A 26,820-nucleotide genomic window follows, 5' to 3' on the forward strand; every position below is an offset into this window, starting at 1 on the left:
GTCGGCTATGGCTCCGCAAGCGCCTTCAGCGTCGCGTTCAGTCGGCATGTGGGAATGCCGCCCGGTGCCTATTCTCGAGAAATCGCAGTTGCACGGAGGGATTAAGGTGAGTGGCGCGCACCCACCGTTTGAGCAGTGAAGTGCCTAGTGATGTTTGTCCCTCTCCTTGAATACGAGCCCGATTCGATCGACGTGCATTTCCTCCAGCCGCGACGATTCGAAGGTGGAGCCTTACGCGCCGACAAACGCTTCGCCGTACCTTCCTACGAAAATCGGTCATCGGCAAGGTCACCTCACTTTCTTGAAAACATCTAGGGATCAAGGCGCGACGTTGGCCGAAACCAGCCGTCACTGGTCCATCGTTCTACTGCCTTAAAGGTCCGTCACTAGGCGGAACCCGCTGACATTTGCTATATTGACATATCGCTTTTTTCCGATATGAGTTGTGTATGGAACTGCTCGAGATATTCAAAGCCCTCTCAAACCGTACACGTCTTGAAATCGTGCAAGGCTTGAAGGATCCCGTAAAGAACTTTCCACCGCAGGATGAAGGTGACGTTCATACAGTTGGGGTTTGCGTCAGTAGTATCCATGAAGGCGTCGGACTGTCGCAGTCGACGGTGTCTGATTATCTCGCGACACTGCAACGGGCGGGCTTGGTCGAAGTCAGGCGCATTGGTCAGTGGACTTATTATAAACGGAACGAAACGACCATCAGTGCTCTTGCCGAAATCATAGGCAGAGAGCTGTAATTTCTTGACGTGAAATATCGAGAAATCTCGATATTCCTTTTTACCGAAACGAGGATCTGACATGAAAGCGATGATACTCAACTCTTTTGGTGGCCCAGAAGCATTCGAGCTCACCGAGGTGCCAAAGCCTGTTCCGCAGGCAGGACAAGTGCTGGTGCGCGTACACGCCATATCGATCAACCCGTTGGATTACCAGGTGCGGCGCGGCGATTATCGCGACTATGTGCCGCTTCCGACCATCACTGGTCATGACGTGTCCGGTGTTGTCGAAGCAATCGGGCCGGGCGTGACGAGCTTTTCTCCGGGAGACGAAGTCTGGTACACCCCACAGATTTTTGACGGGCCGGGAAGCTACGCCGAATACCATGTCGCGAACGAAACCATCATCGGACGGAAGCCCGCCTCGCTGAGCCACCTGGAAGCGGCAAGTCTGAGCCTAGTCGGCGGCACGGCATGGGAGGCCCTGGTCGGACGTGCGGCGTTGAGAGTGGGAGAAAGCATCCTGATCCATGGCGGCGCGGGAGGGGTCGGTCATGTCGCCATCCAGGTCGCAAAGGCCATCGGCGCGAAGGTGTTTACGACCGTTCGCGAAGACAACTTCGAATTCGCACGAAGCGTAGGCGCGGACGTCGTCATCGACTACCGAAACGACGATTACGTCGACGCCGTAATGCGGGAAACCAACGGCCGCGGCGTCGACGTCGTGTTTGACACTATTGGTGGTGACACCTTATCCCGCAGCTCGGACGTCCTCGCGCAACTCGGTCGCATTGTCACGATCGTGGACATCGCCCAGCCACAGAACCTGATCGAGGCATGGGGCAAGAACGCCAGCATCCACTTCGTCTTCACACGACAGAACCGCGGGAAGCTGGATGAACTCAGCACGCTGGTGGACCGTGGTCAGCTGCGGCCGCATGTCGGGGCCGTCTATGCGCTGGCTGACCTGTCTCTCGCGCATGCCCTGCTCGAAACCCCGAACAACGGTGTCCGAGGAAAGATCGTGATCGCAGTCGACCCGTCAGCTGACACGACGCACAGCGGTTTATAAGCGCTCCAACCACTTTGAAGGTGCCATCATGATCTACGAGATCGCTCATCTGCCCGTTCACGCGGAGCATGCCGACAAGTTCAGACAGGCATTCGCCGAAGTGCTTCCATTACTCAGCCGCGCCCAGGGTTACCAGGGCCATGTTCTGGCCAAAGGGATCGAAACGCCGGAAATATTCAATCTTATCGTGCGATGGCGCTCGCTCGAGGATCACACTCCAGTCTTCGAAGCGAGCGACGACCATGAGGTGTTCATGAGAGGAATACAGGAATATTTTTCGGCAGAACCGAAAGTCTATCATTTCGAAGGCGGAGCATTTTCCGCAAGCGAACATGATGCATTCAACACTCCCGTTTAGTGTGGGTAACGCCGTACAACAGGGAACTTGCCGATTAGTGCTGGGTGGTTGTCAGGTCGTTCTTACAGCCACCCATTCGGATTCAATAGACGATCGTCTTTTCGAGCTACAGAATAGGTTTTCTAGGGCCATCGTGAGTTGGGATGAGGTCCAAGGATGCCCCCTATCAACTGCGCGAATGTTTCGATCGCTTCACCCCTGCTGCAACTGCGGCGGACCAGCAGAGCCGAGAGCGCTTCACCCGCTCCGACCAGACCGACGCAGCATCTCTCAAACTCAGCATGCGATGCCGAGGCGTGGGGACCGAGCACTGAAATGAACATCCGGACACAATTGTCGAGCAGTTCGTGAAAGACGGCGGTCTTGTCCCCGCTTCCCGTCAGGGCCGCGCCAACTGCCTGAAACTCGCCATCTGTTTCGGCGGCGCAGTCGATATAGGTGGTGGCGAGGAGGCGGACGGTTTCATCCAGACTACGCTTGTCGCGCACCATGGCGTCCCGGAACGTATCGACACGTTCGACATCGATATGTCGGTAAAGCTCGATCAGCAATTTGGAACGCGTTTCGAAATGATCGTAGACGACGGGCTTGGAGATGTCGGCACGGTCAGCGAGATGGCCCAGCGTCAGCCGATCGACACCCTCCTCCCGAACGATGAGACGGGCGGTCTCCAGCAACTGGCGCCGACGATCTTCCTTGCGAAGTCTTCGCTGCGGCGGCTTTGCGGCAATGGCCTTCGATGCAGTCATCCCGAAACTTTCATGGAACCTAACTTTGGTAGGTTAGTTATTAAGCTGTCAGGTTCGGCCACATCCGGTTTTTAAACTGCGTCCGATACCGTTGCTGTCGAATGAAGCAGGATACCGGCATGGGCCGGGGAGGTCATGCCCCGTGATTAGCGACGGGTCTCAGGAGTAAACTAATGCAACACACTGACGATGCAAGTTTTCCCGTCCGCAGCGCGCAAGTGAATGTCGATGGACAGTGCTTTCACATCATCGAGCAAGGGCAAGGTCCAGCTGTCCTGTTCTGCCACGGCTTTCCCGACACGGCGCAAACCTGGAAGAGCCAGATGCGCGCGGTACCTGAGGCAGGTTATCGTGCCGTGGCGCTCGACATGCGCGGTTTCGGCAACAGCTATTCGCCGGCCGAAGCGCAACTCTACACCTCGCTGCATGTCGTCGGCGATTTCATCGGCATTCTCGATGCCCTCGACATTCCAACGGCTGTCATCGTCGGTCATGACTGGGGGGCCGACTGTGCCCAGCGCGCCGCAGTCATGCGGCCCGACCGCTTTCATGCGCTGGTAAGCCTCAGCATTCCCTTCGCTCCGCGCCGCGATGAAAGCCTTTGGGACCAATTGCGCGACCGCGGCCTCGGGGAGAAATATTATTCCATGAATTTCTTGGCTTCGGAGGCTGCAAAACGCTTCGAGCCTGCTGCAGAAATCATCCCGAGCATACTCTACTGGCTGTCGGCTAGCCCGCCAGAAGGGACAGGATGGGACCCGATCGATCCCGCCCGCGATATGCTTCGCCCTTCCCCCGTTGCCAGACCCGATTGGGCCGATCCCGACTACGTCGAGCAAACGATCTGTTCGTTCGAGAAGACCGGCTTCCAGACCGGGCTAAACTACTACCGCGTGGTGCAGACGACGTTCGATCTTACCGCCGCCTTCAAGAACGCACTGGTCCGGCAACCGTCGCTCTACATTTGGGGCGCAGAGGACGGTTTGTGCAATTTCTTTCATCCGGAACCGCCGACCCGTGAATCGCTTCTGGACACGCAGCCGGGACTGGTCGATGTCATTCGGATCGAGAACGCCGGGCACTGGCTGCAGCACGAGGCAGCCGATCGCGTCAATGCCGAACTGATCAGGTTTCTCGCCACGATCGGACCGCAACCCGGTGACGACACGATAGCGCGCGGCGCCTGAACGATTCCTTTTCATTTCATCACGCTCCCCTCTTTTCCGACGCACCAAGGAGGACCACATGCACCTCGAAGCTTCGATTTGGTCGGGCGACCTGGCCGCCGCTACTTATCTGCTCCGAGCCGGTGAGAACCCGAACCGCATCGGCCCCGACGGCTTGACGCCGCTGATGATTGCGTCAGGGCTCGGTCAGTCACAGATGGTCGAAATCCTTCTGACGGCTCGAGCAGATGTTCTTGCAATCGAGCCCCGCATGGGCGCAACTGCTCTCCACAAGGCGGCTCAGTCCGGCAATACCGACGTCATCAGGCTGCTGCTCGATCACGGCGCCTTTATCGATCAGCAATCTCCTGTGCTTGGCCATACGCCCTTAATGGACGCCGTTCTCCACAAGCACGCGGAGGCGGTTCGCTACCTGCTGGAGCGCGGCACCAGAACGACGATCCGCAATCATTGGCAGCAAACCGCTCTTGAACTGGCGCAATTGGACGGGCTTGAGGCGATCACCAAATTGATCGAGGCCCGTGACGGGAAAGATGGTGAACACATAAGGGCAAAGCCGCTGATGGCGGCGGTGACGCGGGCGATGTCAGAGAAGTTCGCCGCCTACTTGCATCGGGCGAGCCAGTCAATCAGCGTTTGCCGATCACGGGAAGTCGGGACGACGACTATACCCCGCTCGGGCTCGCGGTTAGGGAAGGACATATCGATATTGTCCAAGCGCTTCTTGATGCCGGTGCCGACATTCGCCGGGTAATCGGCCTGATGAAGGGAACGCCGGTTCATGAGGCAAGCTTTTTCGGACGAGCCGATATTGTCCGGCTTCTGACCGAAGACAGAACGCGCGCTGGTGCGCCCGCCTTCGAAGTCGATGCGCAGGGACCTTACAACGGGCTGACGGCACTGCACGACGCCGTCTGGCACGGACATCTGGATTCCGCAAAAGCCCTTGTCGAAGCGGGTGCCCTGCTCGACCTCAGAACCCATGCTGGCCTCACGCCGCGGGAGCTTGCCGTGGAGTACGGTTATGACAAACTGGTGCAATTCCTTGAGGAGGCCGAACAGCAGGAAGAAGCGACACCGCGCGAACGAGCTGTTGTCGCTTCGGAGAAGATTTAGTCAGGACCTGCTGATTACCGGCAGTTTGGCGAGCGCTTCATGCAGTGCAATCGTATCCTATGGCATATATTCCGTGATGCCGAGACCAACGACATCGACCTCTCCTGCGACTTCGGACAGCAAGGCGACGACCTGCTATGGGGTCACCCTCGCGGCCTATATGTAATTCTCATCGGAGCCACCGAGCGCGAGGATGCGGTCCGGCTAGTGTGCGTCCTAACCGGCCGACGACGACATCGCGCGCCAGAATTACTTTCTCGATTTCTAGTGGCTTTCCGCCGGGCCGTGCAGCGGCAACTGCCTCGACAACCGTCTGGTTTGGGCGCCAGCCAGTCCAGCTATCTTTTTCCCATCACCGACGGCGAAGAGTTTTTTTCCATCGGTCACGAGAATATTCCTTGTTGAGTAACGTTGGTGCTTCACGGATGCAGAGGGACATTGGGTTCCGTTTGTGTCCGATGCCGTCTACGAACTCCAGCGGATTTGCCTCGAGCGGCAAAGTTCACAGAGACGTGATCCCTTAACTTGTGTATTAGGTTGTACACGATTGAATTTTGCGCGATACATAATGACAGTTCTGAAAGGAGAACAACGATGATCAAGATGCTTACGATCGCGGCCGGAGTTGCCGCCACCCTCGGCTTGACCGCAACGGCAAATGCCGAAACGAAAAAACCCACCATCGTCCTCGTCCACGGTGCCTTTGCGGATGCCTCAAGCTGGTCTGGTGTGATCGAACACCTGCAGAAGGACGGTTATCCCGTCGTCGCGGTCGCCAATCCATTGCGCAGCGTCAAGAAGGATGGCGACTATGTCCGCCGCATCGTTGACGGCCTCCAGACACAGACAGTTCTCGTCGGCCACTCCTACGGCGGCGCCGTCATCACCGACGCCGCAACATCCGCGAAATCCGTGAAATCGCTGGTCTATGTTGCAGCGTTCGCTCCGGACGCGAACGAAACGGCAGCGGATCTCGCCGGCAAGTTCTCGGGCGGAACACTGGGCGACGCTCTCGCGAAGCCTGTTGCCCTGGAGGGCGGCGATCAGGACCTGTACATCGACCAGTCGAAGTTCCACAATCAGTTCGCAGCGGACGTCTCGAAGGAACAAGCCCGGATCATGGCATCCACCCAGCGGCCGATCGCGGCAAGCGCATTGAATGAAAAGCCGAGCGCGGTCGCCTGGAAAACCATACCGTCCTATTTCGTCTATGGCGACGCGGACAAGAACATCCCAGCGCAATCGCTCGGCTTCATGGCCGAACGCGCCGGTTCCAAGAAGACGATCGTCGTGCCCGGCGCCTCGCATGTTGTGATGGTGTCCAACCCCGAGACGGTCGCCAAGCTCATAGAAGAAGCTGCATCCGCGAAGTAAGGACCTGAACCCGAAATCTCTGCATTCATGGCGCGACGAGTGCCACGGATGCAGAGGTCCGCCCTTGCCAGCGAGCACAGTGCCACGGATCGCGCATGAGACGAAAGAACGCCGGATTTCGGAGGCGAGCAACTGCGCCGTTTCCAGCGCCGCGAAATGCTTGCCAGTTGCACTATCGAACGCGTACCAAGTTCAGCCTCTAACTCTCGACAAATGACCGCGTGGGATCTCGCACAGCACGCCGATAATCAGTTGGATTCATATGTAAGCTTTTCAAAAATACCCGAGCCAGCACCTGGTTAGAAGAGTATCCAACCTCAAGCGCGATCTCGGTCACAGATAGATTTGTCTTTTCCAGAAGCTCACAGGCTTTTTGAACTCTGAGCCGGGTCAGGTAAACACGCGGCGGGACGCCGAGGCTGTGTTTGAACATGCGGGCAAAATGAAACGGTGACAGCCGGGCTTCCGCGGCTAACTCGTCCAAGCTAAGATCTTCTGAGAGCCTCGCGTGCATAAGTTCCAAACACCGGCGCTCGGCCCAGGGGGCCAAGCCACCCCTAGTCGGCGCGAAAGTGCCTCCAGTCAATCGACACAACTCTGCCAGTATCTCGCAGCCCGCCGCTCGGGCCAACAAACGCGACGGCGCCCCTTCTTCATCAGATAATGCCCAAAGATTTCGTAGGGCCGACTGGATAGTGGTTTGTCGAAACTGACCAATGTGCAGTTGGGGACATTCTAACGAGAACCGGCCGTCCGAGGCTTCGTCGATCACTTCCTGCCACTGGTCCACAGGAAACGACAGTGCTCGTATATGATGTTCTCGGTCGATAATGACCGTATTAGCAAAGTTAGGTGCAGCTACCAGGACGCCACCCTTCTCACTTCCCGTGCGAAAACGTCCTCCACCCAAATCGCCGGTAACGTGGCTTCCACCTATAATATCCTGATAAAGGGTCAGCTCGGGCAACCCAGGCCGAGACACGTCCCCGCCGGGTTGTACTGCCTCTATCATGTTTAAGACGCCACCTGGGGACTTCATAACGTGTACGAAGGGCGCAAGATATCCCTCAGTATAGAAGGCTCTGAAGGACGTGCTACGATCTGACGTCATTGGTACCCTCCCGTATCGGGACCTTCACATGGCGTCCAAAGTGCCAAGCGGCTACCTTGGGCAGTCCTTCCGATCTTACTGGTATTTACGCTCTAGTACCAGTTTCAGATCTCCGGCTGAAGGATCATTTTGCGCCGCGCCCGTAGGCACCGGAACATTTAACTGGTGCGGCAGTTCAGGCTCTTTGGGCCTGGCGCAAGCATTACGCTCGGCAAAACAGCTTTTCCAATAAAAAACAACGAATTCGCTCTATTGTCCCTGTAGTAACGCCGACTAGCGGGCTTCGTCCAGCAGTTATGGTCCGAAACCGCTTTCAGGCGATGCCGATTTAGGCGGTCGTCATCGCATCTGTTCACTGGCCGAGCGACGCCCGTAGAAACCTCGGTACTGGCTGACAGTTCGCCTTCCAGCCCATCTGCGAGGCATTTAGCGAGCGGTTTTGTGCGTTCCACAGCGCCGATGACCTCCCCCGCGCCCTGGGGAGAACGTACCCTCGCACGTCAGGCGGGCGGAGCAGGTCAAACAGTCAAAGTGTCAAAGTGGGAACTGCGAGCTAGGCCACAAGATTGATCTTGCTTCCCCTGCCGGCTGGCTTAGTTTTCCTAAGACGTCGTGCCGCCGCGAACGCTGACTCGTCCGTCTGCACCCGTTATCGAGCTTCGAAGCGTGTCTTTTTCTCGGGGTTGAGCGGCCCCCTGTTTCAGGTCGACTGATAGAAAGCGCAAGATCGGAAACCGCGCAGCAGCCTGTGCACCGCGTCGTTCTGTCGGCTTGCTATGTTCGAAGCTAGGCACAGCGGCGTTCGCTTCAGCTCATGAAGTTGAAGCCGCCCCGGATAAACAAGGAGCACAAAGTGAGCAACTCCCCTTCAGCAGTCGAACTCTTGCGTCATAGCCTAGATATCTTTCTTGCCAAGGACATGAAAGGCTGGTCGCTGCTCTGTGACGACGATGTCATAGCTGAGTTTCCGTTTGCGCCGGAAGGATCGCCAAGGCGGCTGGAAGGCCGAGAGGCGCTCTACGGATATCTGCGTAACTACCCGAGCGTCATCAATGTTCGCTCGATCCCCAAACTTCGTATCTACTCGACAGACGACGCGACTGTCGCCATCGCGGAATGGAGCGCCTCCGGCGAGGTTCTGACGAACGGCAACGCGTATGAGATGAGCTACGCTACTTTTGTAACCTTCAAGGACGGACTGATTGTCAACTACCGCGAATACTGGAATCCACTTGCTTTCATCCAGGCCATGGGCGGTGCGCAGTTCTAAAGATGTTCACATACAATCAGCCCAGCCGGTCAACCACCGGCCGGCAGAAGGTCGACGCAGCGCAAATTCGAGAAGCTATAGGTGATGAAGGTCGCGTTTCGACCATGAACGGTACAGCCGCGAGTTCGCAGTGCGCGAAGCCGTCACTGATTGTCGACCCTCGTGAAAGTGGTGGCGATTACGCAGCTCTTGCGGCTGCCGCACTCATCTGAGCCAGGCGCCGGATATGTGCGCGGTCCGAGCGTCCACCGACCACGACGAGGCGCCAGTAAAGCGGTGCAGCCACGAGATCGGCGATCGTCTCGCGATCGACAGTGTTTTCCAGTTCCCCTCTCGCGACGGCTCGCTCGACCAACGCGTGAGCGCGTTCGCGCCGCGCCTGCTGCAGCGGGCGGATGGCTTCGGCCAGCGCCGGCTCGCGTCCGATCTGGGCATGAAGATCGGCAAGGATGCGCCGGATCGTGCGGTGGCGCAGAACTCGACGGATTGCGAGGAGGACCGCCTCGAGATCGGCCTCCAGCGATCCCAAGTCGCCGGTCTCGGTGATCCGTAGCCCGACGCGCGCCAAAAGATCGCTCGCCATCTCCAGCTTCGAAGACCAGCGGCGGTAGAGCGCCGCCTTACCGACCCCCGCGCGGCTCGCCACCCGTTCTAGGCTTATTCCCACATAGCCTGTTTCGGCCCATTCCTCAAAAAAAGTCCGCACCAGAGCATCCGTGACGCTCGCCCTACGGACGGCCGCTCCGCTTAATCGTCGCGCCGGAAAATCGTCGGAACGGTTGCGTTCCATCAAAGTGTCTCCTATATCGTCGGAACGTAATCGTTCCAATGGAGACTTAGACGATGACAGAGACCTTGGGAAGTTTTTCTCTCATGCTCCGACGCGCGCTTGGCGACAGGCTCGATCCCGATGCTGTATCCTTTAACGAGATTTTCGATCCGGACGGGGTGATGGAGTTCCCGTTCGCTTACGCGGACCTCCCCCGACGCATCGAGGGGCGAGAAGCTTTGGCTGCTCATCTCTCCATGCTCGCCACGCTCATCACATTCGATCGGATGAGCGAGCCGACGATCATCGAGACGAGCGACCCGCAAACCGTGGTGCTCGAGTTTGAAGGTTTTGGGAGGGGCATTGCGACCGGTGAGCCCTATGAGCAGCGGTACGTGTCGATCATCCGGACGCGCAACGGGCGGATCGTCCATTACAAGGACTACTGGAACCCGCTAGCGGTACTCAGCGCCCTGCGAGGCGCGGAAGAGGTCGCCAAGCTGACAGGCAGCGAGGTGCGTCATGGTTGATACTGTTCTCGTCACTGGCGCGACCGGCAAGACCGGCAGCGCGCTTGCTCGTATTTTGCGCGAGATGGGTGTCAGGGTGCGCGGGGCGACCCGCAGTCCTCGCGCGGTTGGGGACATCTCGTTCGACTGGAGCGATGCCTCCACGTTCGAGGCCGCACTTGATGGGGTGGACGGCGTCTATCTCGTCGCGCCGACCGACACGATCGAACCTTTGGTGCCGATGCAGCCCTTCCTGGAGAAAGCCGCCCTCCGCCGACGCCTTGTGCTTCTTTCCTCATCCTCGCTGCCAAAGGGCGGTTTGATGATGGGCAAGGTCCATGCATGGCTTGCGGACCATAGCAAGGACTACTCCGTTCTGCGCCCGAGCTGGTTCATGCAGAACTTCTTGACGCAGCATTTGAGTGGCATCCGCCAAGACGGCGCGATCTTCTCGGCGACCGGGGATGGTCGAGTCGGTTTCATCGACGCCGAGGACATCGCAGCTGTTGCCGCGTCCATGCTCATTCAGTCTGATGCATTGGATGGTGCCGAACCCATTCTGACTGGCCCGCGGACACTGTCCTACGACGAGGTCGCCTCGTCGATCACAGAGGCGAGCGGCCGGGCAGTACGCCACGCCCGCTTGACCGTGGCCGAGCTCGCCGGGCGCTACGAGGGTTACGGCCTGCCGTTAAGTTATGCCAAGACTCTCGCGGCACTCGATGACGCTATTTCCAAAGGAGCGGAGGATCGCGTCACAGACGAGGTGGAGCGCTGGACTAATCGAAGCCCGAACGACCTTCGCTCGTTTCTCGCAACCCATGCAGGAATGCTTCGGGAGTGATGTCCGCGGGCTGTCACCGCTGTTTTCGAAGCGGATCCCGCCGACTAGAGAAGCATCGCTGTTGGAGCGGTGCTTCTCCTCAATCCGGCAGAGGGATATGCTCGTCGCGGTCTTCAGCCGGCAGATCGAATCGCCCCGTCCCCCACATCTCGGCCCGCCACTCGGCCTTGGCTGCTTCAATTCGCTCCTTGGACGAGGCGACAAAGTTCCACCAAATGTAGCGTGGGCCGCTGAGCGTCGCTCCGCCTAGGATCATCAGCCGGGCGCCTTGACTGGTAGCTGCAACCGTAATCCGGTCCCCAGGTCGAAACACCATCATTTGATTTCCCTGAAACTCCTGACCGGCGACGGTGATAGAGCCCTCTACGATGTAAATCCCTCTGTCCTCGTGATTGTCGGGCAATGGCATCCGACTGCCAGGCGAAAGTTGGACATCGGCGTAGAAGGTCTCGGAGAACATTTTGGCGGCCGCTACTTTACCGTAGGCCTCTCCTAGAATTAAGCGAACCGAAACACCACCGTCTTCGATTATCGGAAGAGTTTCTTTGCCATGGTGCTCGAAGCTCGGGGCCACATCCTCGTGAGCATCGGGCAAGGCTAGCCATGTTTGAATCCCGTACAGACTATTGGGGCCACTGCGAGCTGCTGCAGTGGTGCGTTCGGAGTGGGTGACACCTCGCCCGGCGACCATCCAGTTCAATGCCCCAGGGCGAATAATTTGATCCGCGCCGGTGCTGTCCCGATGATGAAATTCACCTCTATAGAGATAAGTGACCGTCCCCAGACCAACATGCGGATGTGGACGGACGTCGACACCTTGCCCCGTGAGAAACTCTGCGGGCCCTGCTTGATCGAAGAAAATGAATGGTCCGACCATTTGCCGCTTGGGAGCAGGCAAAGCTCGCCGTACTTCGAAACCGCCGAGATCACGAGAACGAGGAATGATCAAGGTTTCGATCGCATCGCTTCCGACGTCATCAGGGCAGCCCGGCTCGATTGCAGGGTTCCAGCTCATCTCTATTTCTCCTTACGTTTGGGTCAGGCTAAAACTGTGGGTCCAGCGCATCCAAGGCAGCACAGACACCGGCGGCATAGTGTGAATCGACCTCACTAAAAAGTTCGATTTGGCGGGCCACGATGCTCTCCGGCACGTCCTTCATGGACACCGCAATATTAAAGAATAATCGGGCCTTTTGTCCCGAACCAAACAAAAGGAAAAGCGCACGCGGTTGGCTGAAATCATCTTTGCCGTCACGAAGGTCAGCCATCTCCTCCAGATTAAAACGAGGTTCCCTGAAGACGCTGGTGTCCCGCAGACCGTTGAAACTGTTCGGCTCGTAGCGAGCATGAGGGTTTTGTACGTTATCAAGGACACGCTGGGCCGCTCCCTCGTCGTGGTGACGTACGGGGGAGTATGGTCGGTTGACTGCTAGCGCTTCGGAAGGGTTCTCAAGTGGAAAGCGGTAGGAATCGGCATAGGGGAATATTCTGCCAAGCAGCATCCTATCCGGCGAAATGTCTACACCACGGACAACGTTCGAGGGGCTGAAAGAGAGCTGTTCGATCTCAGCGACGTAGTTGTCGACGTTTCGGTTGAGTTCGAGCACGCCGACCTCAATGGGAGGAAAGTCCGCGTGAGGCCATACCTTGGTAACGTCGAAGGGGTTGAAGGGCAGTCTTTCCGCCTCGACGGGTGTCATGACCTGCACCTCCAAGGTCCACTGCGGGTATTTTTCCGCTTCGATGGCGTTAAACAAAGCTTCCTGATAGCCCACCCATGTGCATCGGGTGACATCTTCCGCCCCATCATTGGTATAGCAACGATGCCCTTGGCGGGTTTTAAAGTGAAACTTGACCCATACCCGCTCCCCTTTCTCGTTCAATAAGCTGAGTGTGTGACTACCATAGCCGTTCATGTGGATTGGGCTGACGGGGAGCCCTCGATCTGAGAAGAGTATCGTAAGTTGGTGCAGACTTTCCGGGGATCGCGACCAGAAGTCCCACATTGCCGTGGTTGATCGCAAATTCGTGTACGCATGGCGCTCTTGCGAGCGGATGAACTCAGAAAACTTTAGAGGGTCGCGCACAAAAAACACCGGAGTGTTGTAGCCTACCAAATCCCAGTTTCCATCCCTGGTGTAGAACTTCAGTGCAAAACTGCGCACGTCGCGTTCATGATCGGCAGCGCTTGGGCCAAAGGCGCCGGTGGAGAATTGTGCCACCATTGACGTTTCAGCACCCGGTTCAAACACGCTTGCACACGTCAAATGTGTGATGTCTGCTGTGATCCGCAATAACCCATGCGCGCCCCCACCCCTTAGGATAGGTGATGCATTTTTGTCTGCGCTTTTGTTTTTGGTGACCAAGTCACTCGCCCCTTTGCCAATCTCGCAATATGATCAAACCTCGATCCGGTGAGGTGAGGATGTTCTGAGCCCCGCCTAACGGCGCCGTAGGTTTTATTTTGAGGCAAGTGCCAATCGTCCAGTGAGGTCGAAATCATCTTCCTAAAGTCTCGACAAAGCCGAAATTCCGCCGTCAAGCTTGTGATATCGAAATCTACAGGGCATCGCTCACACCGCGTCGCTGTCTCTGCTGCAACGTTGCCGATATTGCGACTTGATGTAAAAAAGACCCGAAATTCCACTGGTTCTCGTTGTGAGAGGCACAACGCCGCCGTTCGTTTTCCAAGGCTGTATCCCGGCGCCACCAGCGGGCCTGCTCCTCATCACCTCACATCGCTCAGCATGGGCGAACGTTTGTGGGGGGCCGGTCGAGGCTAGGGCAAAACTGGATAGATCGCTGCGCGATTCGATGGTGATGGCCATCGGATAGGACTGCTATCGGCTTCACGAAAAGGGCCGCTTCCACCTCTTAAGAAGGCTGGAGCGGCGCTCAAACAAACGGAAGCGAAAATCGACGAGGGGGTCAGTTCTTTAAGTCGGCAGTTCGTGTTTTCGCTGGATGAGCGGCACGAAGGTGTAAGCTCAAATTCCACTCACCGATTGAAGCGACCTTACCCATATTTGCCGAAAAGTTACATCGGCCACGCGCATTGCGTGCAACAAAATGATCTTCTGCTTCCGCCGCCCTGGCGACGTCTACAAGGGTTTGGGCACAACAAGATTTCGTCGGATCCATTCTGATGATTCCGTGATATCCGCGGGCCCGAGTTCATGCGTGGCTGAGAGCGAGCGAACTTCAACATCTGCACCGCTCGTTGACAGCGCGTCTGTCAGTGATGGAGCAACACGGGCGAAGGGATCATCATGGCCCTCAAGCACCAGCACACTCGTTGCAGACAGGTCCAGCTTGGGCGGGTTCTCTAACGCCTGGATGCCGCGCAACAAGACCGCGCGGCGGACAACACCAGGATGAAGTTGGATGACCGCAGCCAGCATGTTTGCGCCGTTCGAATAGCCAACAAAAACTAGTTTGTCTGGGTCAAGTCCGTAGCCGTTTACGGCATCGTTGACAAAATCCGCGAACGCTGCGGCTTCGCCACGCAGATCCTCTTGATCGAATCTCTCAGCGTCGACCCGGTGGAACCAGCGATTGCTGCCTTCCTCGGTCGCTCTGCCACGTACACCCAAAAGGGTCGAATTCGGTGCGACGCGACGCGCGATTGGCATCAGATCAGTCTCGTTACCAGCTGTGCCATGCATTAGCACCAGGGTCGCGCCATCCGGATACACCGGTCGATTGAAACGATGAATGAAGGTCAGCGTGCGAGCTGGAAACCGATCCTCGCCGGGTAAGGCAAATTGGGGCAGCATCGCCTTCAAATCTCGAGCGCGGTCGGCGTCTCGTGGAGGTATGAATAGTGTTGTGCCAAGCTCGCGGGGCGTTTCATCGACGGTCATTCCAGGCCCGTCCGTGGCATATTCCAAGAGTATGCCAGCAGGATCACGAACGTAGAGCGAGAGAAAATATTTGCGGTCATGAATTTCGGTTGGGCCATGATCCTTGAGCGAGAGACGCATGGATCGGACGGCATCACTATCGTGAGCGCGAAAAGCCACATGGTCAGGAACCCCCGCGCCTGGCACTGATGGTACGAACCCCGACACCTCCCTAACATCTACAATATCTGTATCGGACACCATGCGCTGCGTCAGACCCTCGCGTGCGCCGGTCTTGTAACCAAAGAGTGTCACGAAGCGAGCGGTCTCTAAGGCCTTGTCTGTTAGTAGTGTGACACCCCGCACCCGGGTAGGCGCGGCATCAAGCGGTGCAGGCGTTGGCATGTCGACGCCGACCAACTTTACGATCAAACCATCAGGATCCTTAAGCCGCAAGATCGATTCATCGAACTCTCGAGTGGGTCCTTCGACTGGTATTTGTGCGGTTAGCGCCTTGGTGAGCCAGTCGCCGAGCGAGGCTGGTGGCACGGCTAGCGCAAGTTCCGATACCTGGCCAATACCGGTGCGACCACGGCCGGCAGCTTCCCAGACGAGAAAGGTCAGCAACGAGCCTGGGCTTCCGAGCTCATCGCCATAGATGAGATGCAACTGCTCGGCGTCGGCGAACCCTCCGGTTTGCTTTACAAGCCTGAGGCCAAGAAATCCGACATAGAAATCAACGTTGGCCTGCACGTTGGCCGTGATGCCGGTAAAATGGTGTATGCCGCTCGTCATTAATGTGTCGCCTTTCGAGGTGAGCCACCGCGTACGATCGGCGCGACGTCCTTTCCTAGAAGCTCAATTGAACGTTTCATCGAGCTTGTGTTTACCGAGGCCGTGCTCATTTGAAAGGTGAAGCGCGAGACCCCGCCAAGCACTTCGCTGGCGCGCAGCATCTTGGCTGCGACTGTCGCCGGGCTGCCGACTAAGAACGCGCCCTCCGTGCCGGTCAAGATGTCGAACTGCTGGCGCGTCGGCGGCGACCAGCCGCGTTCGCGGCCGATTGTGGCGGTTATATGCGCCCAGCCGGGAAAGAAATCATCGCTTGCCGCCGTGTCTGTCTCGCCGACAAAACCCATCGCGTGAATGCCGACCACTAGCGTTTCAAGGCTGTGTCCGGCGCGCCTGCCGGTTTCCCTGTAGAGGTCAACCAGCGGTCGAAAGCGTTCAAAACTGCCGTCGATAATGGCAATCATAAGGGGGAGGCCCAGTTCGCCTGCACGAGCAAACGATTGCGGTGTGCCGCCGACACCGAGCCACAAAGGCAAACGCGGCTGATGGGGACGGGGAAAAACACCTTGACCGGTCAGCTCTGGGCGGAAGTGACCCTTCCAAGAGATATTGTTTGACTCACCAAGCTTTAGCAGAAGATCTAACTTCTCTGCGAAGAGATCGTCATAAGAGCGCGTATCAAGGCCGAACAGGGGAAACGCCTCGACAAACGACCCCCGGCCCACAACGATCTCCGCGCGGCCCTTTGCAATCAGGTCTAGGGTCGCGAACTCCTGAAAGACCCGCACTGGGTCGGCGGCGCTCAGCACCGTTACGGCGCTTGTCAACCGAATTCGGCTAGTGCGTGCCGCCGCCGCCGCCAGAATGATGGCAGGCGCGGAATCAAGAAATTCCGCGCGATGGTGCTCACCAATGCCGAACACATCGAGCCCAACCCGGTCGGCAATCTCCACCTCGTTGAGAAGATCGGCCATGCGATCGGTGGCCGAGGGCACCTTTCCTGTCCTTGAATCGGGCATAATGGCAGCAAAACTGTCGATCCCAATTTCCATTGTAACTCTCCGAAAAGATTATTTTTATTCAGACTTAACTGGATCACGGAGCCGCGAACGGCACCCGTAATTTTCGCTGCGAGGCCCTTCAAGCAGGTGTTTGTCGGGCAATTCGCCGTACGCGCGCTCGTGACTTGCAGTCGTGCCCTAGTCCCCGCGCGTGCATTCTCTGGCATACAATAATCCGGTTCCTGCTCGCTCTAACACCTTGAATCTCACCCCTACGACCGATGCCAAACCCCACGGGCTGGGCAAAAAAGCGCGCGTGGGCGGTATGTCTATTTGCGGCTCGCGGGGGGGGCGCACCCAAGGGCTGAGCTACAGGTGACGACCCAAAAAGGTTCGTATGAACCCCGCAATCTCCTCCACGTGGGTTTCCAGCGCAAAATGGCCGGTATCGAGAAAGTGCACCTCGGCGTTCGGAAGATCGCGTCTGTAAGCTTCTGCTCCAGAGGGAACGAAAGCTGGGTCATGACGCCCCCAGACAGCGAGCAGTGGTGGCTGATGCTGTCGGAAATATATTTGGAACTCAGGATAGCGCTCCAGATTGGTGCGGTAGTCAAGAATTAGGTCCAGCTGAATTGCTTCTGCACCCGGGCGAGCCATCAATGCATTGTCGAGCAAATAGCCGTCCGGCGACAACTGCTCTGGCTTGGTTCCAGTGCGGTATTGCCAGTTCTCGATCACTGCGGCTGAAAGCGACTCGCGGCAAGCTTCACGGTTCTCCGGAGTCGAGTCACGCCAATACGCTTCCCATGGACCCCATTCGGTACTGAAACCATCCAGATAGGCGTTGCCGTTTTGGGTGACAATCGCTGTGATGCGCTCTGGATGCACCATTGCTAGACGATAACCGACCGGAGCACCGTAATCGAAGACATAGATAGCGAATTGGTCCAAGCCAAGAGCCTCGACAAATCCGCCCATAACGTTCGCCAGCGCATCGAACGTATATGAGAAAACACCGCGCGGTGGTGCCACAGTCTGTCCGAAGCCCGGCATATCCGGAGCAATTAGCCGATACTTGTCTGCCAGAAGCGGAAAAAGGTCCCGAAACATGTGACTTGAGGCCGGAAATCCATGGAGCAGTAGAAGTATAGGCGCTTTCTTTGGTCCTGCTTCCCTATAAAATACATTTACGTCACCGACCTGACACGTTTTGTAGTTCACAGCCATTTTCATCTCCCAGTCGTGTGAGGCTCGGCGCATAGCTGGCCCCTAAGAGTTGCGAAGTAGGGTAATGCCGATTATCGACGTCACCAGTGGCAAATTTTTTCGTACTGTTTCATTTCACGGCAAATGCAAGCAGGGCTGGATTCGTCACATCAGGATGTCGCCAACAAGCCGTGAGACAGTCCGGGATAGGTTTAAGCGTTCCGTCCCGACCAGCTTGACTGCTCTGTGCGCCGAACTCTCGATCGGCACGGTCTGAGTGTCTTCACCGTGCAGAGCAGCACCTGGGTGCTGGGTGCAACCAGATCGTCGGCAAAGTGCGCTTCGGAGAAGGCTGTGATGCAGTCGTAATTGCCTTCGCGCAGCCGTCCTGACGCCACTCATTGCTGTGGCGCCACCCGGTTGAAGCCAGAGAATGGACCACTCGGTATATTCGCTGAAGAATTGGGCCCTGCGGCAAATCGCTTATTATTGCTGGCTCATTTGGCACCGTGGTAGCCACCATAGTACTTGATGGGCGACCAAATCGGAAGGATTTCTGGCAGGGCTGTTGCAAGGGCGCTGTAGTCTCCGGCACCAAATACCACTCGGCCGTCCAAGACGGTCAACAATGATGTGACGTGCTTGATCTCATTTTCCGGCACGCTGAAATAATCTCTGTCCAGAACAACGAAATCGGCCAGGTTTCCTGGGGCGATCCTGCCCATTTCGGCTTGTGCATCCGTGAACCATGCAGCACCCTTGGTGAAGAGGTGTATTGCCTCGACACGGGACAGGCGGTTGTGCTCACCAAGAACCTCGGTGCTCGACACTGACTGGCCAGTGACCATCCAGCTCATAGCGACCCATGGATTGTATGTCGTCACCCGGAATGCATCGGTTGTCATAGCCAAGGGCACCCCACTGTCCACAAGCGCACGCAGGCGGGGCGTGTCCAGCGCTTTCTCGCGGCCGTACGTCTTGATAAAGGCGTCCCCGTGCAATGCCATTTTAGGGTCAAGCGCAATACCGCCACCCAGCTTCTTGACCCGAATGATGTTATCCGGGGTAATCGTCTCCGCGTGCTCTATGCTCCACTTTAGGCCGTCGAGGGGGGTGGTCTCGTTCATCTTCTCCAGTGCATCAAGGAAAGGAGTGATATTCTCGTTGTAACTTATATGCATACGGAACGGGATGCGCCGCTTGACGAGCTTTGCAATATCCTGTTCGACGTGAAAGTGAATACGTTCCGGATCGAGAATAACAGCCGGGCGGTCGAAGTTTTCGTGATCGTGCACTTCCGCTTCCAACGCCTTGGCGCCGCGAAACACATGGCCGTGCGCTACGGAGGGATTGAGGTTCTGCCCGGGGCTCATTGGCGACGCCTTGGTAATAGCGCTGATTTCGGCATCGATCATGCCAGCGCTCCCGAACTGCATGTCGACGAAGCTCATCCGAAGATTGAAACGATTTTCGCGCATGAGCATTTCCGCGGTGACGTGGGCCGCTGGGTAGCCTCTGCTGCCGCAATCAAATATGGAGGTGACACCGAAGCGGTTCAGGTTGTGGATCGTGTAAATAAGAGCACTAAGTTGCTCATCCAGGTCCGGCTGGGGAACAAGAGATTCCAGAGCAAGAAAGCCGAATGTATCGCCGGAGACAAAGCCTGTGTAATTTCCCTTGTCGTCCTTTTCGAACTCAATGACCTGAATGTCGGGAAAGCGGCTTGTTCCGGCGCCGTAAGCCTCGATTGCCAGGTCGTTGAGGAAGATGCGGTTATAGGCGTATTGCACGTGAAGGGGACGGTTTGGTACCGCCTCGCGCAACTCTTCCATTGTAGGAAAACGTTTTTCCTCGAACTGATAGGGTGACCAACCACCAATCACCTTGACCCAGTGCCCCTCGGGCGTCCGCTCCGCCTGTTCCTTCAGCATGGTCAGGGCGAGGCGCAGTGTGGGCACGCCGTCCCATCTAACATTGTAGGTGTAACTGGTTTCATTGAGCAGATGCATATGAGCATCGTTTATGCCAGGTATAACCCTGTGAGCGCCGGCATCGATCATCTGGGTGGCGGAACCTTTAAGGCCCAGAATCTCTTCGTCAGCACCGACCGCGTAGATGCGACCATTCCTTACGGCAAAGGCGGAAGCTTCTGGCTGCGCGAGATTTCCGGTGAATATATTCGCATTGAAGACGATCATGTCGGCGCCTTGAGACGCCGGCGCAGGTTGCGCGCGGTTCGTAGAACCGACGTGATCTGCCTGTGTTGGGATTACGGTACTCATTTCTATCCTCCTTCGAGTAGAATGGTTATTGGCGGGGCAGTTGACCACGCCCTCGTCAGTGTGGGTCCACTCAAAACGTGACCGCACTGTGCTTCTCCGACATCGACTGTAGCTGGCCATTTCGCTGCTCGCGACGCAGAAGCTGCTGCGTACGCGCCGATCTTGCTGGCCTGTCATCGGTTATTGAGACGAGCCTGTTAAAGCTTTTTTCCTACGGCGCCTTCGAGAGGTAAGCTCTGGGAGGCATACGCCTCGGGCCGATGGCACATGTCGGTAGAACGGTCGACCGTCTGCAATTCCAGACCCGCGTGAGCGATACTGCCAGTATGACCAGATCATCATCCACGGATTAGTTTAAGCACTGAGGTCATAAACGGATTAGCAGGCGTGTCTGAGCTGGCTTCATGGCAGCGCGAGCAACCAGACGTCCACCAACAAGCCGCAAGATCGGCATCGTAATAGCAGTTTGCGCGCTGCATTCCCCGACGACGCAGTCTAATCCCCCCTCGTTGTATGGAGCCGGTGCGATCTTCGGCGTGCCCCGGCGGCTCGCCCAGCAGGCAGGCGCATCGGGGCGAAAGGGCAACACACGAAGGCCTTTGACTTTAATCCCTCTCTCCATCCGGAATGACGGGTTACTCCTCCCCCCGTGGTTCCGCTGTGGCGCTCCCGTTCTCCCTGACGGGAGCGCCCTTCAATCAAGAGAAACGCGCCCAGTTTCACCGGCACCTCTATCCGGCACGGGCTAACCCTCGGCCCGACCACTCGTTGCTGTAGTCCTTTCTCTGCCACGCTTTTTCAAAATACGATGGTCGGAAATTTCGTCCGGAATATCGACGCAAGTTTCATCGGAAGTGGCCATTTACACACAGTGATCAGCGCATGCGCGCTATGAGTGCCCGGAAATTTCTGGACGGACTCCATGTTCCCGCAATCTTCGTAGCTTTCTTGCGTATCAACGGCGGCCGACAGCAATGCGGGCGCCTGTCGTTGACTGTCACTCCTCAAACCAAAGGAAAAAACATGGTTCACGCTCTTTTAAGGCAGGGTTATCGATCCTCGCTTGCCATTGGTCTCATGACGCTACTGACCCTGTCCGCTACCGGGTGCACATCGGACGGATCCTCCATGAGGGACGCATATGCCGCAAACCTGGCCAGCGAAACCGCCCTGAATGCGCAGATCATGTCGGATCGTGCACGCGAGCAACGCTGCGACCGCGATCCGACCAGAAGAGAGTGTGGTCGCCGCTAAGGCTGAGCTCGGCGATTAGCTCGCACCTTGCTCTATACGGTCGCGCGGTCATCCGCGCGCCGTCGAGCCCGCATATGACGAGCGGCGCAAGTTAAACGTCTAGGTTGGCCTACCGGGCTCCGGAGACGAACCCCCTCCTCGCCGGTCATGGTTTGAGGAACTAGCGCGAGCCGAGACACCCCACGGGAGGCGTATAGCCCGATGCACCGATGCTTTGGCCACAAGGTTCTCCCCCAAGACTCTGCCTCCCGACCGCAAGCTAAGCATCTCGCCTCGAAAGGACGATAAATGGGTATCTCGAAGACCCCACAGAGTTTGGGTTGGGCTGAAATTGGGGTAGGAATAGCGACGTTCGGTGTGGCCCTTAACATGGTGGCGCTTGTTATGGGGTTCGCGGCTCCCGATCGGCCCGTTTTGCAAGGGGTCATTGGTTCCTTCGGTGGTGGTATCGCGGGCATTGCTGGCTTCGGCGCGGTTTTCGCAATGCGCCGGCGAAGCCTTGCTGCCTTTGGCATAAGATATAGCACCGTGCGATGGTCCGTCATCGCGAGCGTCATGGGCGTTGTGGGCTACGGGTTAAGCCTTATTATTGTGAGCGCTTACCAGGAAGTGGCAGGACACCATGGCGAAAATCCTCAAGCCATTCTGCATGCGGCGGCGCGTGGGGGTGCATGGCCATTCCTCCTGTCATTCCTCGGAGGCGCGGTCCTGACACCTATAGGAGAAGAGTTGCTGTTTCGGGGCGTGATTGCGAACGCGCTGAACAAGTACGGTGCCTGGGCAGGCGTTGGCTTGAGCTCGGTCATTTTCGGGCTGGTGCACGGATGGAGCGTGGTTCTGTGGGTAGCGATCATGGTAGGACTGCTCTCTGCTATCCTGTTGCGCAGGACTGGGTCTGTATGGCCGTGCATCGTGCTGCACGCTGTCTACAACGGGCTGCATACGGTAGAATCAGCGCTGTCAGGGTCGACGGTATAGTATGCATTCTGGGCGCTGCCGGACGGCTGCGCCTCACAGAGGTCGACGCGAACGACGGTACCGCCGCTGCGGGAATCCAAAATCTTTACCCGTCCTCCATGGCGAGCAACCACCTCGCGCACAAGGTTCAAGCCAAGCCCGCTTCCGGTGGAGCGCGGTCGTAGTCGATAAAATGGTTCGAAGACACGGTCGCGCTCTTCGAGTGGAATCCCGGGCCCATCATCCTCCACCTCGAAGGCAGTTCCGACGACGCGCACGATGACATGGCTTCCGCCGTGGTCGATCGCGTTTTGGACGAGGTTCATGATTACCCGCTCCAGGGCCGCGGCATCTCCGACGCATAATTCGCTGCCCAATACTTCAACTTCTATAGATCGTCCGCCAGCGATGACGAGCGGCGCCAAATCACCGACCACTTGTCGAGAAAGAGCGGCTAGGTCCAGACTTTCGAAGTGCCTGTTGGTTTCAAGGCGCTCGAGATCAAGCAATTGTTCGGTCATGGTTGCTAGACGGTGGACTTCCATTCCAAGGGCACGGACTTCATCGTTATCAGAACTTTCCACTTTGCTCCGCAGAATTGCGACAGGAGTCCGCAGTTCATGGGATGCCGATGCGACGAAACGCTGTTGGCGTTCATATCCGTCGTCGAGTCGCCGCAGCGCGTCGTTCACCGCGTGGACTAATGGGGCGATCTCGCTCGGAACATGACTTTCGCTCAAGCGACGGCCGCGCCGTCCAGTATCGATCTCTTCTGCCTCGCGCGCAATGCGGGAAACGCCCGCAAGGGAACGCTTGACGATCCATGGTACAATCAAAAGTGATGTGAGTGTGAGCAAAAGGAAGATCGGAAGGATGACGGTGTTGGAGGCGAGCAGAACTATGAAGCTGAGCTCCGAAAGCGCACCATGCCCTATAATGGTCAGGGGGCCAATATCCGTCATCTCTCTTCTGACCACGGCCGCCAGATCGTAAGGTGGTGTACGGTCACGCAAATGCGCGTAAGAAAGTTCGCTCAATCGGCCCACAAATGAGTTGTAGAATGGAGGGACACGGCCGAAGGATACGCTGCGGCCACTGTCGTCATGGGCCACGAACCATAGCTCAGGTGTCGCCGCGCGCAGTTCGGCCAGTTCGGGAGTCACGGAGATGGAAAGTTCACCTGACTCGTTACGTTCTATGGCGCGAGCGATGACTGGAACGATTTGCTCATCGGTATACGGTCCGCCGCTGTCAATGCGGATCGCGACCGAGATAAGTATGGCGAAGGACGCGAAGAGCGTGGCAAAATGAACTGCTAGCGGATAGATGATAAGCGGTCGCTTGAGTGAACCCTGCTGTTTCACGAAGCCTCCCGTAGCAGATAACCAACGCCTCTGATCGCGTGTATCTCTATCCGCGCGTTAGAGTCTTTCAACCTTCGGCGCAGACGGGAGATATGGGAGTCGAGTGTGTTCGACTGTATTTCGTCGTCAAACGCGAATACAGCTTGTTCAAGCGCTTCGCGCGGCACGGTTCGACCGCGACGTTTCATCAGTGCTGCGAGGACACGCAACTCCCGGCGTGGAAGCTCAACGCGGTTGCCTCCAACTTCAACCTGCTCGTTCGAGAGGTCAAAGATGACCGATCCGGCTCGTATTTCCTCGCTCTGAAGTTTGGCGGGGCGCCGCCGAACTGCACGAATACGTGCCAGCATCTCATCAAGTGAGAAGGGCTTGACGAGATAGTCGTCGGCCCCTTGATCGAGCCCTGACACTCGGTCAGCCACTTCCCCCCGCGCACTGAGAACGATAATCCAAACACCAGGATTACGTGCTCGCAACGTTGGGACAAGCGATAGGCCATCACCGTCGGGCAATGTTCTGTCCAACAAGACCAAATCAAACTCAGCCATCTGGCCAGCCTCCACAGCTGACGCAAGTCGGTCGACATGATCGACAACGAAACGCTCACGCTCAAGCACTGTGCGTAGCGATTCAGCGAGCCGGTGTTCGTCTTCGATAAGCAAAATTCGCACTTCGTTCCTTCATCTTGGCATTAGCGCTATTACCTAACCGTACTGTGCTTAGTCCCAGCTCGTCCGAGTTGATGGTGAGCGCTATTGTCAACGGTCATAAGCAGAGCCGGAGAGCAACTACTCCGCTGCAATTGCCGCTCAAAGCGATAAATGGCCAAAAGCTCCCGTCTCCCCATCGCGGCCGTTCAATTGCCACTCTGTGTCGCCGAGTCAAATTCAGTCCTTGATGCTTCGATGTCCTGCCATGTATTCCGTATCCAGTCAGTGAACCCGGCCAGCGGTTTCAGCATCGAACGCCCTCGGTCCGTTAGCTCGTACTCCACGCGTGGCGGCAGTTCGGTGTAATAGTGCCGTGCCACAAGGCCATCCCTCTCAAGATTGCGAAGGGTCAGGGTCAGCATTCGTTGCGAGATGTCGGGAATACCCCGCCGGAGCGCTCCGAACCGCATCGGCGCGTCGGGGGAGAGCGAAAGTATCGAAATAACGAGTATCGTCCACTTGTCGCCAAGCCGCGCCAGCACACTGCCCGGAGCGCAGGGCGTCAATACCGGCCCGCGCGACGTTTCGATGATAGGCCGACCATTGATCTCCCGCGACATTCGAATCTCCTCCAACGATTGGTTCTCTTTGTGTGACTGAGGCCCAAAAATGTGCCGTCTTGCAGCACTCTTATAGTAGTTCCATATAGTAACTGCAAAGAGTTATTATGGAGAACTACCATGTCAGAACCATCAGAATTTCTCGTTTTTGGGGCCACAGGCCAACAAGGCGGTGTCATAGCAAGGGCGTTGCGTGCGGCTGGCCGGGAGGTTCGCGCCTTCGTGCGCAATCCGCAGAGCGAAAAGGCCAAGGCGCTTGCCGCTGAGGGAATAACGCTCGCGGTCGGCGATTTGTTTGATCGCGCATCGATTGATCGTGCGATGAGCGGGATACGCGGCGTTTTCAGCGTGCAGACCAGTTCGCCCTCCGGACTTGTCACAGATGAGCAGGAAGTGGCGCAAGGCAAGGCTATTGGCGACAGCGCTGTGGCTGCCGGGGTCGCTCATCTTGTATATTCTTCCGGAGGGGCAGCAGGAAAAGGCCCTACCGGCATGGGTCATTTCGACAGCAAGTCTCAGATCGAAGAATACATTCGCAGCTTGCCGATCGCTGCAACCATCACTCGTCCGGCTAGCTTTATGGAAATGATGATGCTCCCCGGAATGGGATTGAATACCGGCGTATTCACATTCTTCATGCAGAGGGGGCAGTCGATGCAGATGATAGCGCTTGATGATCTTGGGCGCATCAATGCGAAGATACTTTGCCAACCCGAACGCTATGCCGGCCAGACGCTGGAACTGTCGGGGCAACACATCACAGGCGAATATCTCGAAGAAGCGTTTTCAAGGGCGGCAGGCCGCCCCATCCGTTATCAGCGGTTTTCCGAAGAATTGCTCGCCGGGAATGATTTTCTGCGCCGCCTTACTACGCTTGTTGATGACGGGGTGGTAGCCGGGGTCGCGGACATCCCCGCACTTGAGCGCGAGTTCGGACCAATGCTGAAATTGAATCAATGGCTTTCCGGTCCAGGAAAAGCCCTGTTCGAGGAAGCACTTAAAGCGCCTCAGGCTGGTATTGCACTGCGGTAATGCATAGACTGCCGGGAGTGACGCTTTCCTCCCGGCATCTCCTAGCCGCCGGTTCCACCAACGCGTCGCGTGTTGCTCATAAGGTTGGCTGCGTCAACCCATCGCAATTCAGACGGGAGTAAAAGATCATGTTTGACGTTCCTCCCGTCTCAGAATTGCTGTAAGCCTCATAAGCCGGGCATCGTTCGGACTTACCTCAGATTAGCCTTCGTGGACATTCGCCCAATGCGGATGCGTTACATAGGCGGTGAGTGGCCCCTCGTCTTGCGTAGTGATGGTCACGGCCTCGCCCTTTGGCATTACACGATTTCGCCCGGCCCGGCCGTCACAGTTCCTGCCCTTGTGGGAACGGCCAGCCTACCTTCCAGGACGATCATGACGTTATCGACAGCCATTGTCTCCGTCAGGCTCTTCCTGGGACCGTAGCGACCGTATCCGACGGTGATTGGCCCGCCGTCATTCTCATCGACCAGACCAAAATTTCGCCGTCCTGTCCCGGAGACCGCACCAGATTTGCATTAGAAGCATTGAATTTTCGGATCTTCATAGCTTTCCTCCTGTTTTCCGTAACCGCCCGATTGCTACCGCGTAGATTTCGCTTTAATGCGAGCGACGAGGAGCTCGTCGTCAACAAAGCTGTCGAGGAAGTTGTTCCATTCTTGGGGTGAGCGGCGGGCGTCTTTGAGCATCTGCTCCAATTCGTCCATGCCGTCGTCTGTCAGTGCGGTGA

General features: G+C 57.1%; 23 protein-coding genes and 3 pseudogenes. 13 read left to right on the top strand and 13 right to left on the bottom strand.

The annotated features are described in order from the left end of the window. The 4 genes and pseudogenes from ACP7E0_RS33400 to ACP7E0_RS33415 form a co-directional block, all read left to right on the top strand. Window positions 1-105 (top strand): annotated as a pseudogene (locus tag ACP7E0_RS33400) (AraC family transcriptional regulator); the annotation flags it as partial. Between the two features lie 344 nt (window positions 106-449). Continuing rightward, window positions 450-752, top strand: coding sequence for an ArsR/SmtB family transcription factor (locus tag ACP7E0_RS33405; protein ID WP_426131490.1), 303 nt, complete (start codon window positions 450-452; stop codon window positions 750-752). A gap of 61 nt (window positions 753-813) precedes the next feature. Then, window positions 814-1,803, top strand: coding sequence for a zinc-dependent alcohol dehydrogenase family protein (locus tag ACP7E0_RS33410; protein WP_426131492.1), 990 nt, complete (start codon window positions 814-816; stop codon window positions 1,801-1,803). A 28-nt stretch (window positions 1,804-1,831) separates the two neighbouring features. Next, entirely contained in the window at window positions 1,832-2,161 is a 330-nt protein-coding gene (locus tag ACP7E0_RS33415) for an antibiotic biosynthesis monooxygenase family protein (protein ID WP_426131494.1), read from the top strand. Window positions 2,162-2,283: 122 nt separating this feature from the next. On the opposite strand, the gene ACP7E0_RS33420 is transcribed toward ACP7E0_RS33415, so the two are convergent. Next, a complete protein-coding gene (locus ACP7E0_RS33420) occupies window positions 2,284-2,910 on the bottom strand; it encodes a TetR/AcrR family transcriptional regulator (protein ID WP_426131495.1) in 627 nt (208 codons plus the stop codon). Between the two features lie 173 nt (window positions 2,911-3,083). On the opposite strand from ACP7E0_RS33420, the gene ACP7E0_RS33425 reads away from it, so the two are divergent. The 4 genes from ACP7E0_RS33425 (at window position 3,084) to ACP7E0_RS33440 (ending at window position 6,587) form a co-directional block, all read left to right on the top strand. Beyond that, a complete protein-coding gene (locus ACP7E0_RS33425; protein ID WP_426131497.1) occupies window positions 3,084-4,097 on the top strand; it encodes an alpha/beta fold hydrolase in 1,014 nt (337 codons plus the stop codon). A 58-nt stretch (window positions 4,098-4,155) separates the two neighbouring features. Continuing rightward, complete coding sequence (locus tag ACP7E0_RS33430; protein ID WP_426131499.1) at window positions 4,156-4,851, top strand: ankyrin repeat domain-containing protein; 696 nt, start codon at window positions 4,156-4,158, stop codon at window positions 4,849-4,851. Beyond that, entirely contained in the window at window positions 4,734-5,213 is a 480-nt protein-coding gene (locus ACP7E0_RS33435; protein ID WP_426131501.1) for an ankyrin repeat domain-containing protein, read from the top strand. Before ACP7E0_RS33430 ends, ACP7E0_RS33435 begins: the two co-directional genes overlap by 118 nt. Window positions 5,214-5,816: 603 nt before the next feature. Next, the gene (locus ACP7E0_RS33440) at window positions 5,817-6,587 is read left to right on the top strand and encodes an alpha/beta fold hydrolase (RefSeq protein WP_426131529.1); all 771 of its coding nucleotides are present in this window, start codon (window positions 5,817-5,819) and stop codon (window positions 6,585-6,587) included. 199 nt (window positions 6,588-6,786) lie between these two features. On the opposite strand, the gene ACP7E0_RS33445 is transcribed toward ACP7E0_RS33440, so the two are convergent. Then, window positions 6,787-7,599 (bottom strand): helix-turn-helix domain-containing protein, encoded by an 813-nt coding sequence (locus tag ACP7E0_RS33445; RefSeq protein WP_426131503.1) that lies wholly within the window; start codon window positions 7,597-7,599, stop codon window positions 6,787-6,789. Between the two features lie 952 nt (window positions 7,600-8,551). Here ACP7E0_RS33445 and ACP7E0_RS33450 point away from each other — a divergent pair. Then, complete coding sequence (locus ACP7E0_RS33450) at window positions 8,552-8,968, top strand: nuclear transport factor 2 family protein (RefSeq protein ID WP_426131504.1); 417 nt, start codon at window positions 8,552-8,554, stop codon at window positions 8,966-8,968. Window positions 8,969-9,146: 178 nt separating this feature from the next. Here the strand turns inward: ACP7E0_RS33450 and ACP7E0_RS33455 are convergent, their stop codons facing one another. Further along, window positions 9,147-9,758 carry a TetR/AcrR family transcriptional regulator gene (locus tag ACP7E0_RS33455; protein ID WP_426131506.1) on the bottom strand — a complete coding sequence of 204 codons (612 nt, stop codon included), beginning with the start codon at window positions 9,756-9,758 and terminating at the stop codon, window positions 9,147-9,149. A 53-nt stretch (window positions 9,759-9,811) separates the two neighbouring features. Between ACP7E0_RS33455 and ACP7E0_RS33460 the strand changes: the two genes are divergently transcribed. Together ACP7E0_RS33460 and ACP7E0_RS33465 are read left to right on the top strand one after the other, a co-directional pair. Continuing rightward, a complete protein-coding gene (locus ACP7E0_RS33460; protein ID WP_426131507.1) occupies window positions 9,812-10,267 on the top strand; it encodes a nuclear transport factor 2 family protein in 456 nt (151 codons plus the stop codon). Beyond that, complete coding sequence (locus ACP7E0_RS33465; protein WP_426131509.1) at window positions 10,260-11,090, top strand: NAD-dependent epimerase/dehydratase family protein; 831 nt, start codon at window positions 10,260-10,262, stop codon at window positions 11,088-11,090. Before ACP7E0_RS33460 ends, ACP7E0_RS33465 begins: the two co-directional genes overlap by 8 nt. Before the next feature lie 79 nt (window positions 11,091-11,169). Here ACP7E0_RS33465 and ACP7E0_RS33470 read toward each other — a convergent pair whose 3' ends face one another. The 6 genes and pseudogenes from ACP7E0_RS33470 to ACP7E0_RS33495 all read right to left on the bottom strand — a co-directional run bounded on the left by ACP7E0_RS33470 (window position 11,170) and on the right by ACP7E0_RS33495 (window position 20,213). After that, entirely contained in the window at window positions 11,170-12,105 is a 936-nt protein-coding gene (locus tag ACP7E0_RS33470; RefSeq protein ID WP_426131511.1) for a pirin family protein, read from the bottom strand. Between the two features lie 28 nt (window positions 12,106-12,133). After that, a pseudogene (locus ACP7E0_RS33475) lies at window positions 12,134-13,571 on the bottom strand (catalase). 620 nt (window positions 13,572-14,191) lie between these two features. Beyond that, window positions 14,192-15,727: a VOC family protein gene (locus ACP7E0_RS33480; RefSeq protein ID WP_426131513.1), complete on the bottom strand. Its 1,536-nt coding sequence runs from the start codon at window positions 15,725-15,727 to the stop codon at window positions 14,192-14,194. Beyond that, window positions 15,727-16,776, bottom strand: coding sequence for an Atu2307/SP_0267 family LLM class monooxygenase (locus tag ACP7E0_RS33485; protein ID WP_426131515.1), 1,050 nt, complete (start codon window positions 16,774-16,776; stop codon window positions 15,727-15,729). The genes ACP7E0_RS33480 and ACP7E0_RS33485 overlap by 1 nt, the downstream gene beginning before the upstream one ends. Window positions 16,777-17,094: 318 nt before the next feature. After that, window positions 17,095-17,952: an alpha/beta fold hydrolase gene (locus ACP7E0_RS33490; protein ID WP_426131517.1), complete on the bottom strand. Its 858-nt coding sequence runs from the start codon at window positions 17,950-17,952 to the stop codon at window positions 17,095-17,097. A gap of 476 nt (window positions 17,953-18,428) precedes the next feature. Beyond that, window positions 18,429-20,213, bottom strand: a complete 1,785-nt coding sequence (locus tag ACP7E0_RS33495) for an amidohydrolase (RefSeq protein ID WP_426131518.1) — start codon at window positions 20,211-20,213, stop codon at window positions 18,429-18,431. 1,542 nt (window positions 20,214-21,755) lie between these two features. Between ACP7E0_RS33495 and ACP7E0_RS33500 the strand changes: the two genes are divergently transcribed. Then, complete coding sequence (locus tag ACP7E0_RS33500; protein WP_426131520.1) at window positions 21,756-22,445, top strand: CPBP family intramembrane glutamic endopeptidase; 690 nt, start codon at window positions 21,756-21,758, stop codon at window positions 22,443-22,445. On the opposite strand, the gene ACP7E0_RS33505 is transcribed toward ACP7E0_RS33500, so the two are convergent. The 3 genes from ACP7E0_RS33505 to ACP7E0_RS33515 all read right to left on the bottom strand — a co-directional run bounded on the left by ACP7E0_RS33505 (window position 22,394) and on the right by ACP7E0_RS33515 (window position 25,058). Further along, on the bottom strand, window positions 22,394-23,788 hold the full coding sequence (locus tag ACP7E0_RS33505) for a sensor histidine kinase (RefSeq protein ID WP_426131522.1): 1,395 nt from the start codon (window positions 23,786-23,788) through the stop codon (window positions 22,394-22,396). The two genes, ACP7E0_RS33500 and ACP7E0_RS33505, sit on opposite strands and share 52 nt — an antisense overlap. Continuing rightward, a complete protein-coding gene (locus ACP7E0_RS33510) occupies window positions 23,785-24,459 on the bottom strand; it encodes a response regulator transcription factor (protein ID WP_426131523.1) in 675 nt (224 codons plus the stop codon). The genes ACP7E0_RS33505 and ACP7E0_RS33510 overlap by 4 nt, the downstream gene beginning before the upstream one ends. A 185-nt stretch (window positions 24,460-24,644) precedes the next feature. Then, window positions 24,645-25,058, bottom strand: a complete 414-nt coding sequence (locus ACP7E0_RS33515) for a winged helix-turn-helix transcriptional regulator (protein WP_426131525.1) — start codon at window positions 25,056-25,058, stop codon at window positions 24,645-24,647. Window positions 25,059-25,178: 120 nt separating this feature from the next. Here ACP7E0_RS33515 and ACP7E0_RS33520 point away from each other — a divergent pair, with 120 nt between their 5' ends. After that, window positions 25,179-26,090: an NmrA/HSCARG family protein gene (locus ACP7E0_RS33520; RefSeq protein ID WP_426131527.1), complete on the top strand. Its 912-nt coding sequence runs from the start codon at window positions 25,179-25,181 to the stop codon at window positions 26,088-26,090. A gap of 201 nt (window positions 26,091-26,291) precedes the next feature. Here the strand turns inward: ACP7E0_RS33520 and ACP7E0_RS33525 are convergent. Continuing rightward, window positions 26,292-26,637 (bottom strand): annotated as a pseudogene (locus ACP7E0_RS33525) (ethanolamine utilization protein). Window positions 26,638-26,820: the final 183 nt, after the last annotated feature.

It is taken from the genome of Pararhizobium sp. PWRC1-1 (assembly GCF_049897905.1).
Lineage (GTDB): Bacteria > Pseudomonadota > Alphaproteobacteria > Rhizobiales > Rhizobiaceae > Pararhizobium.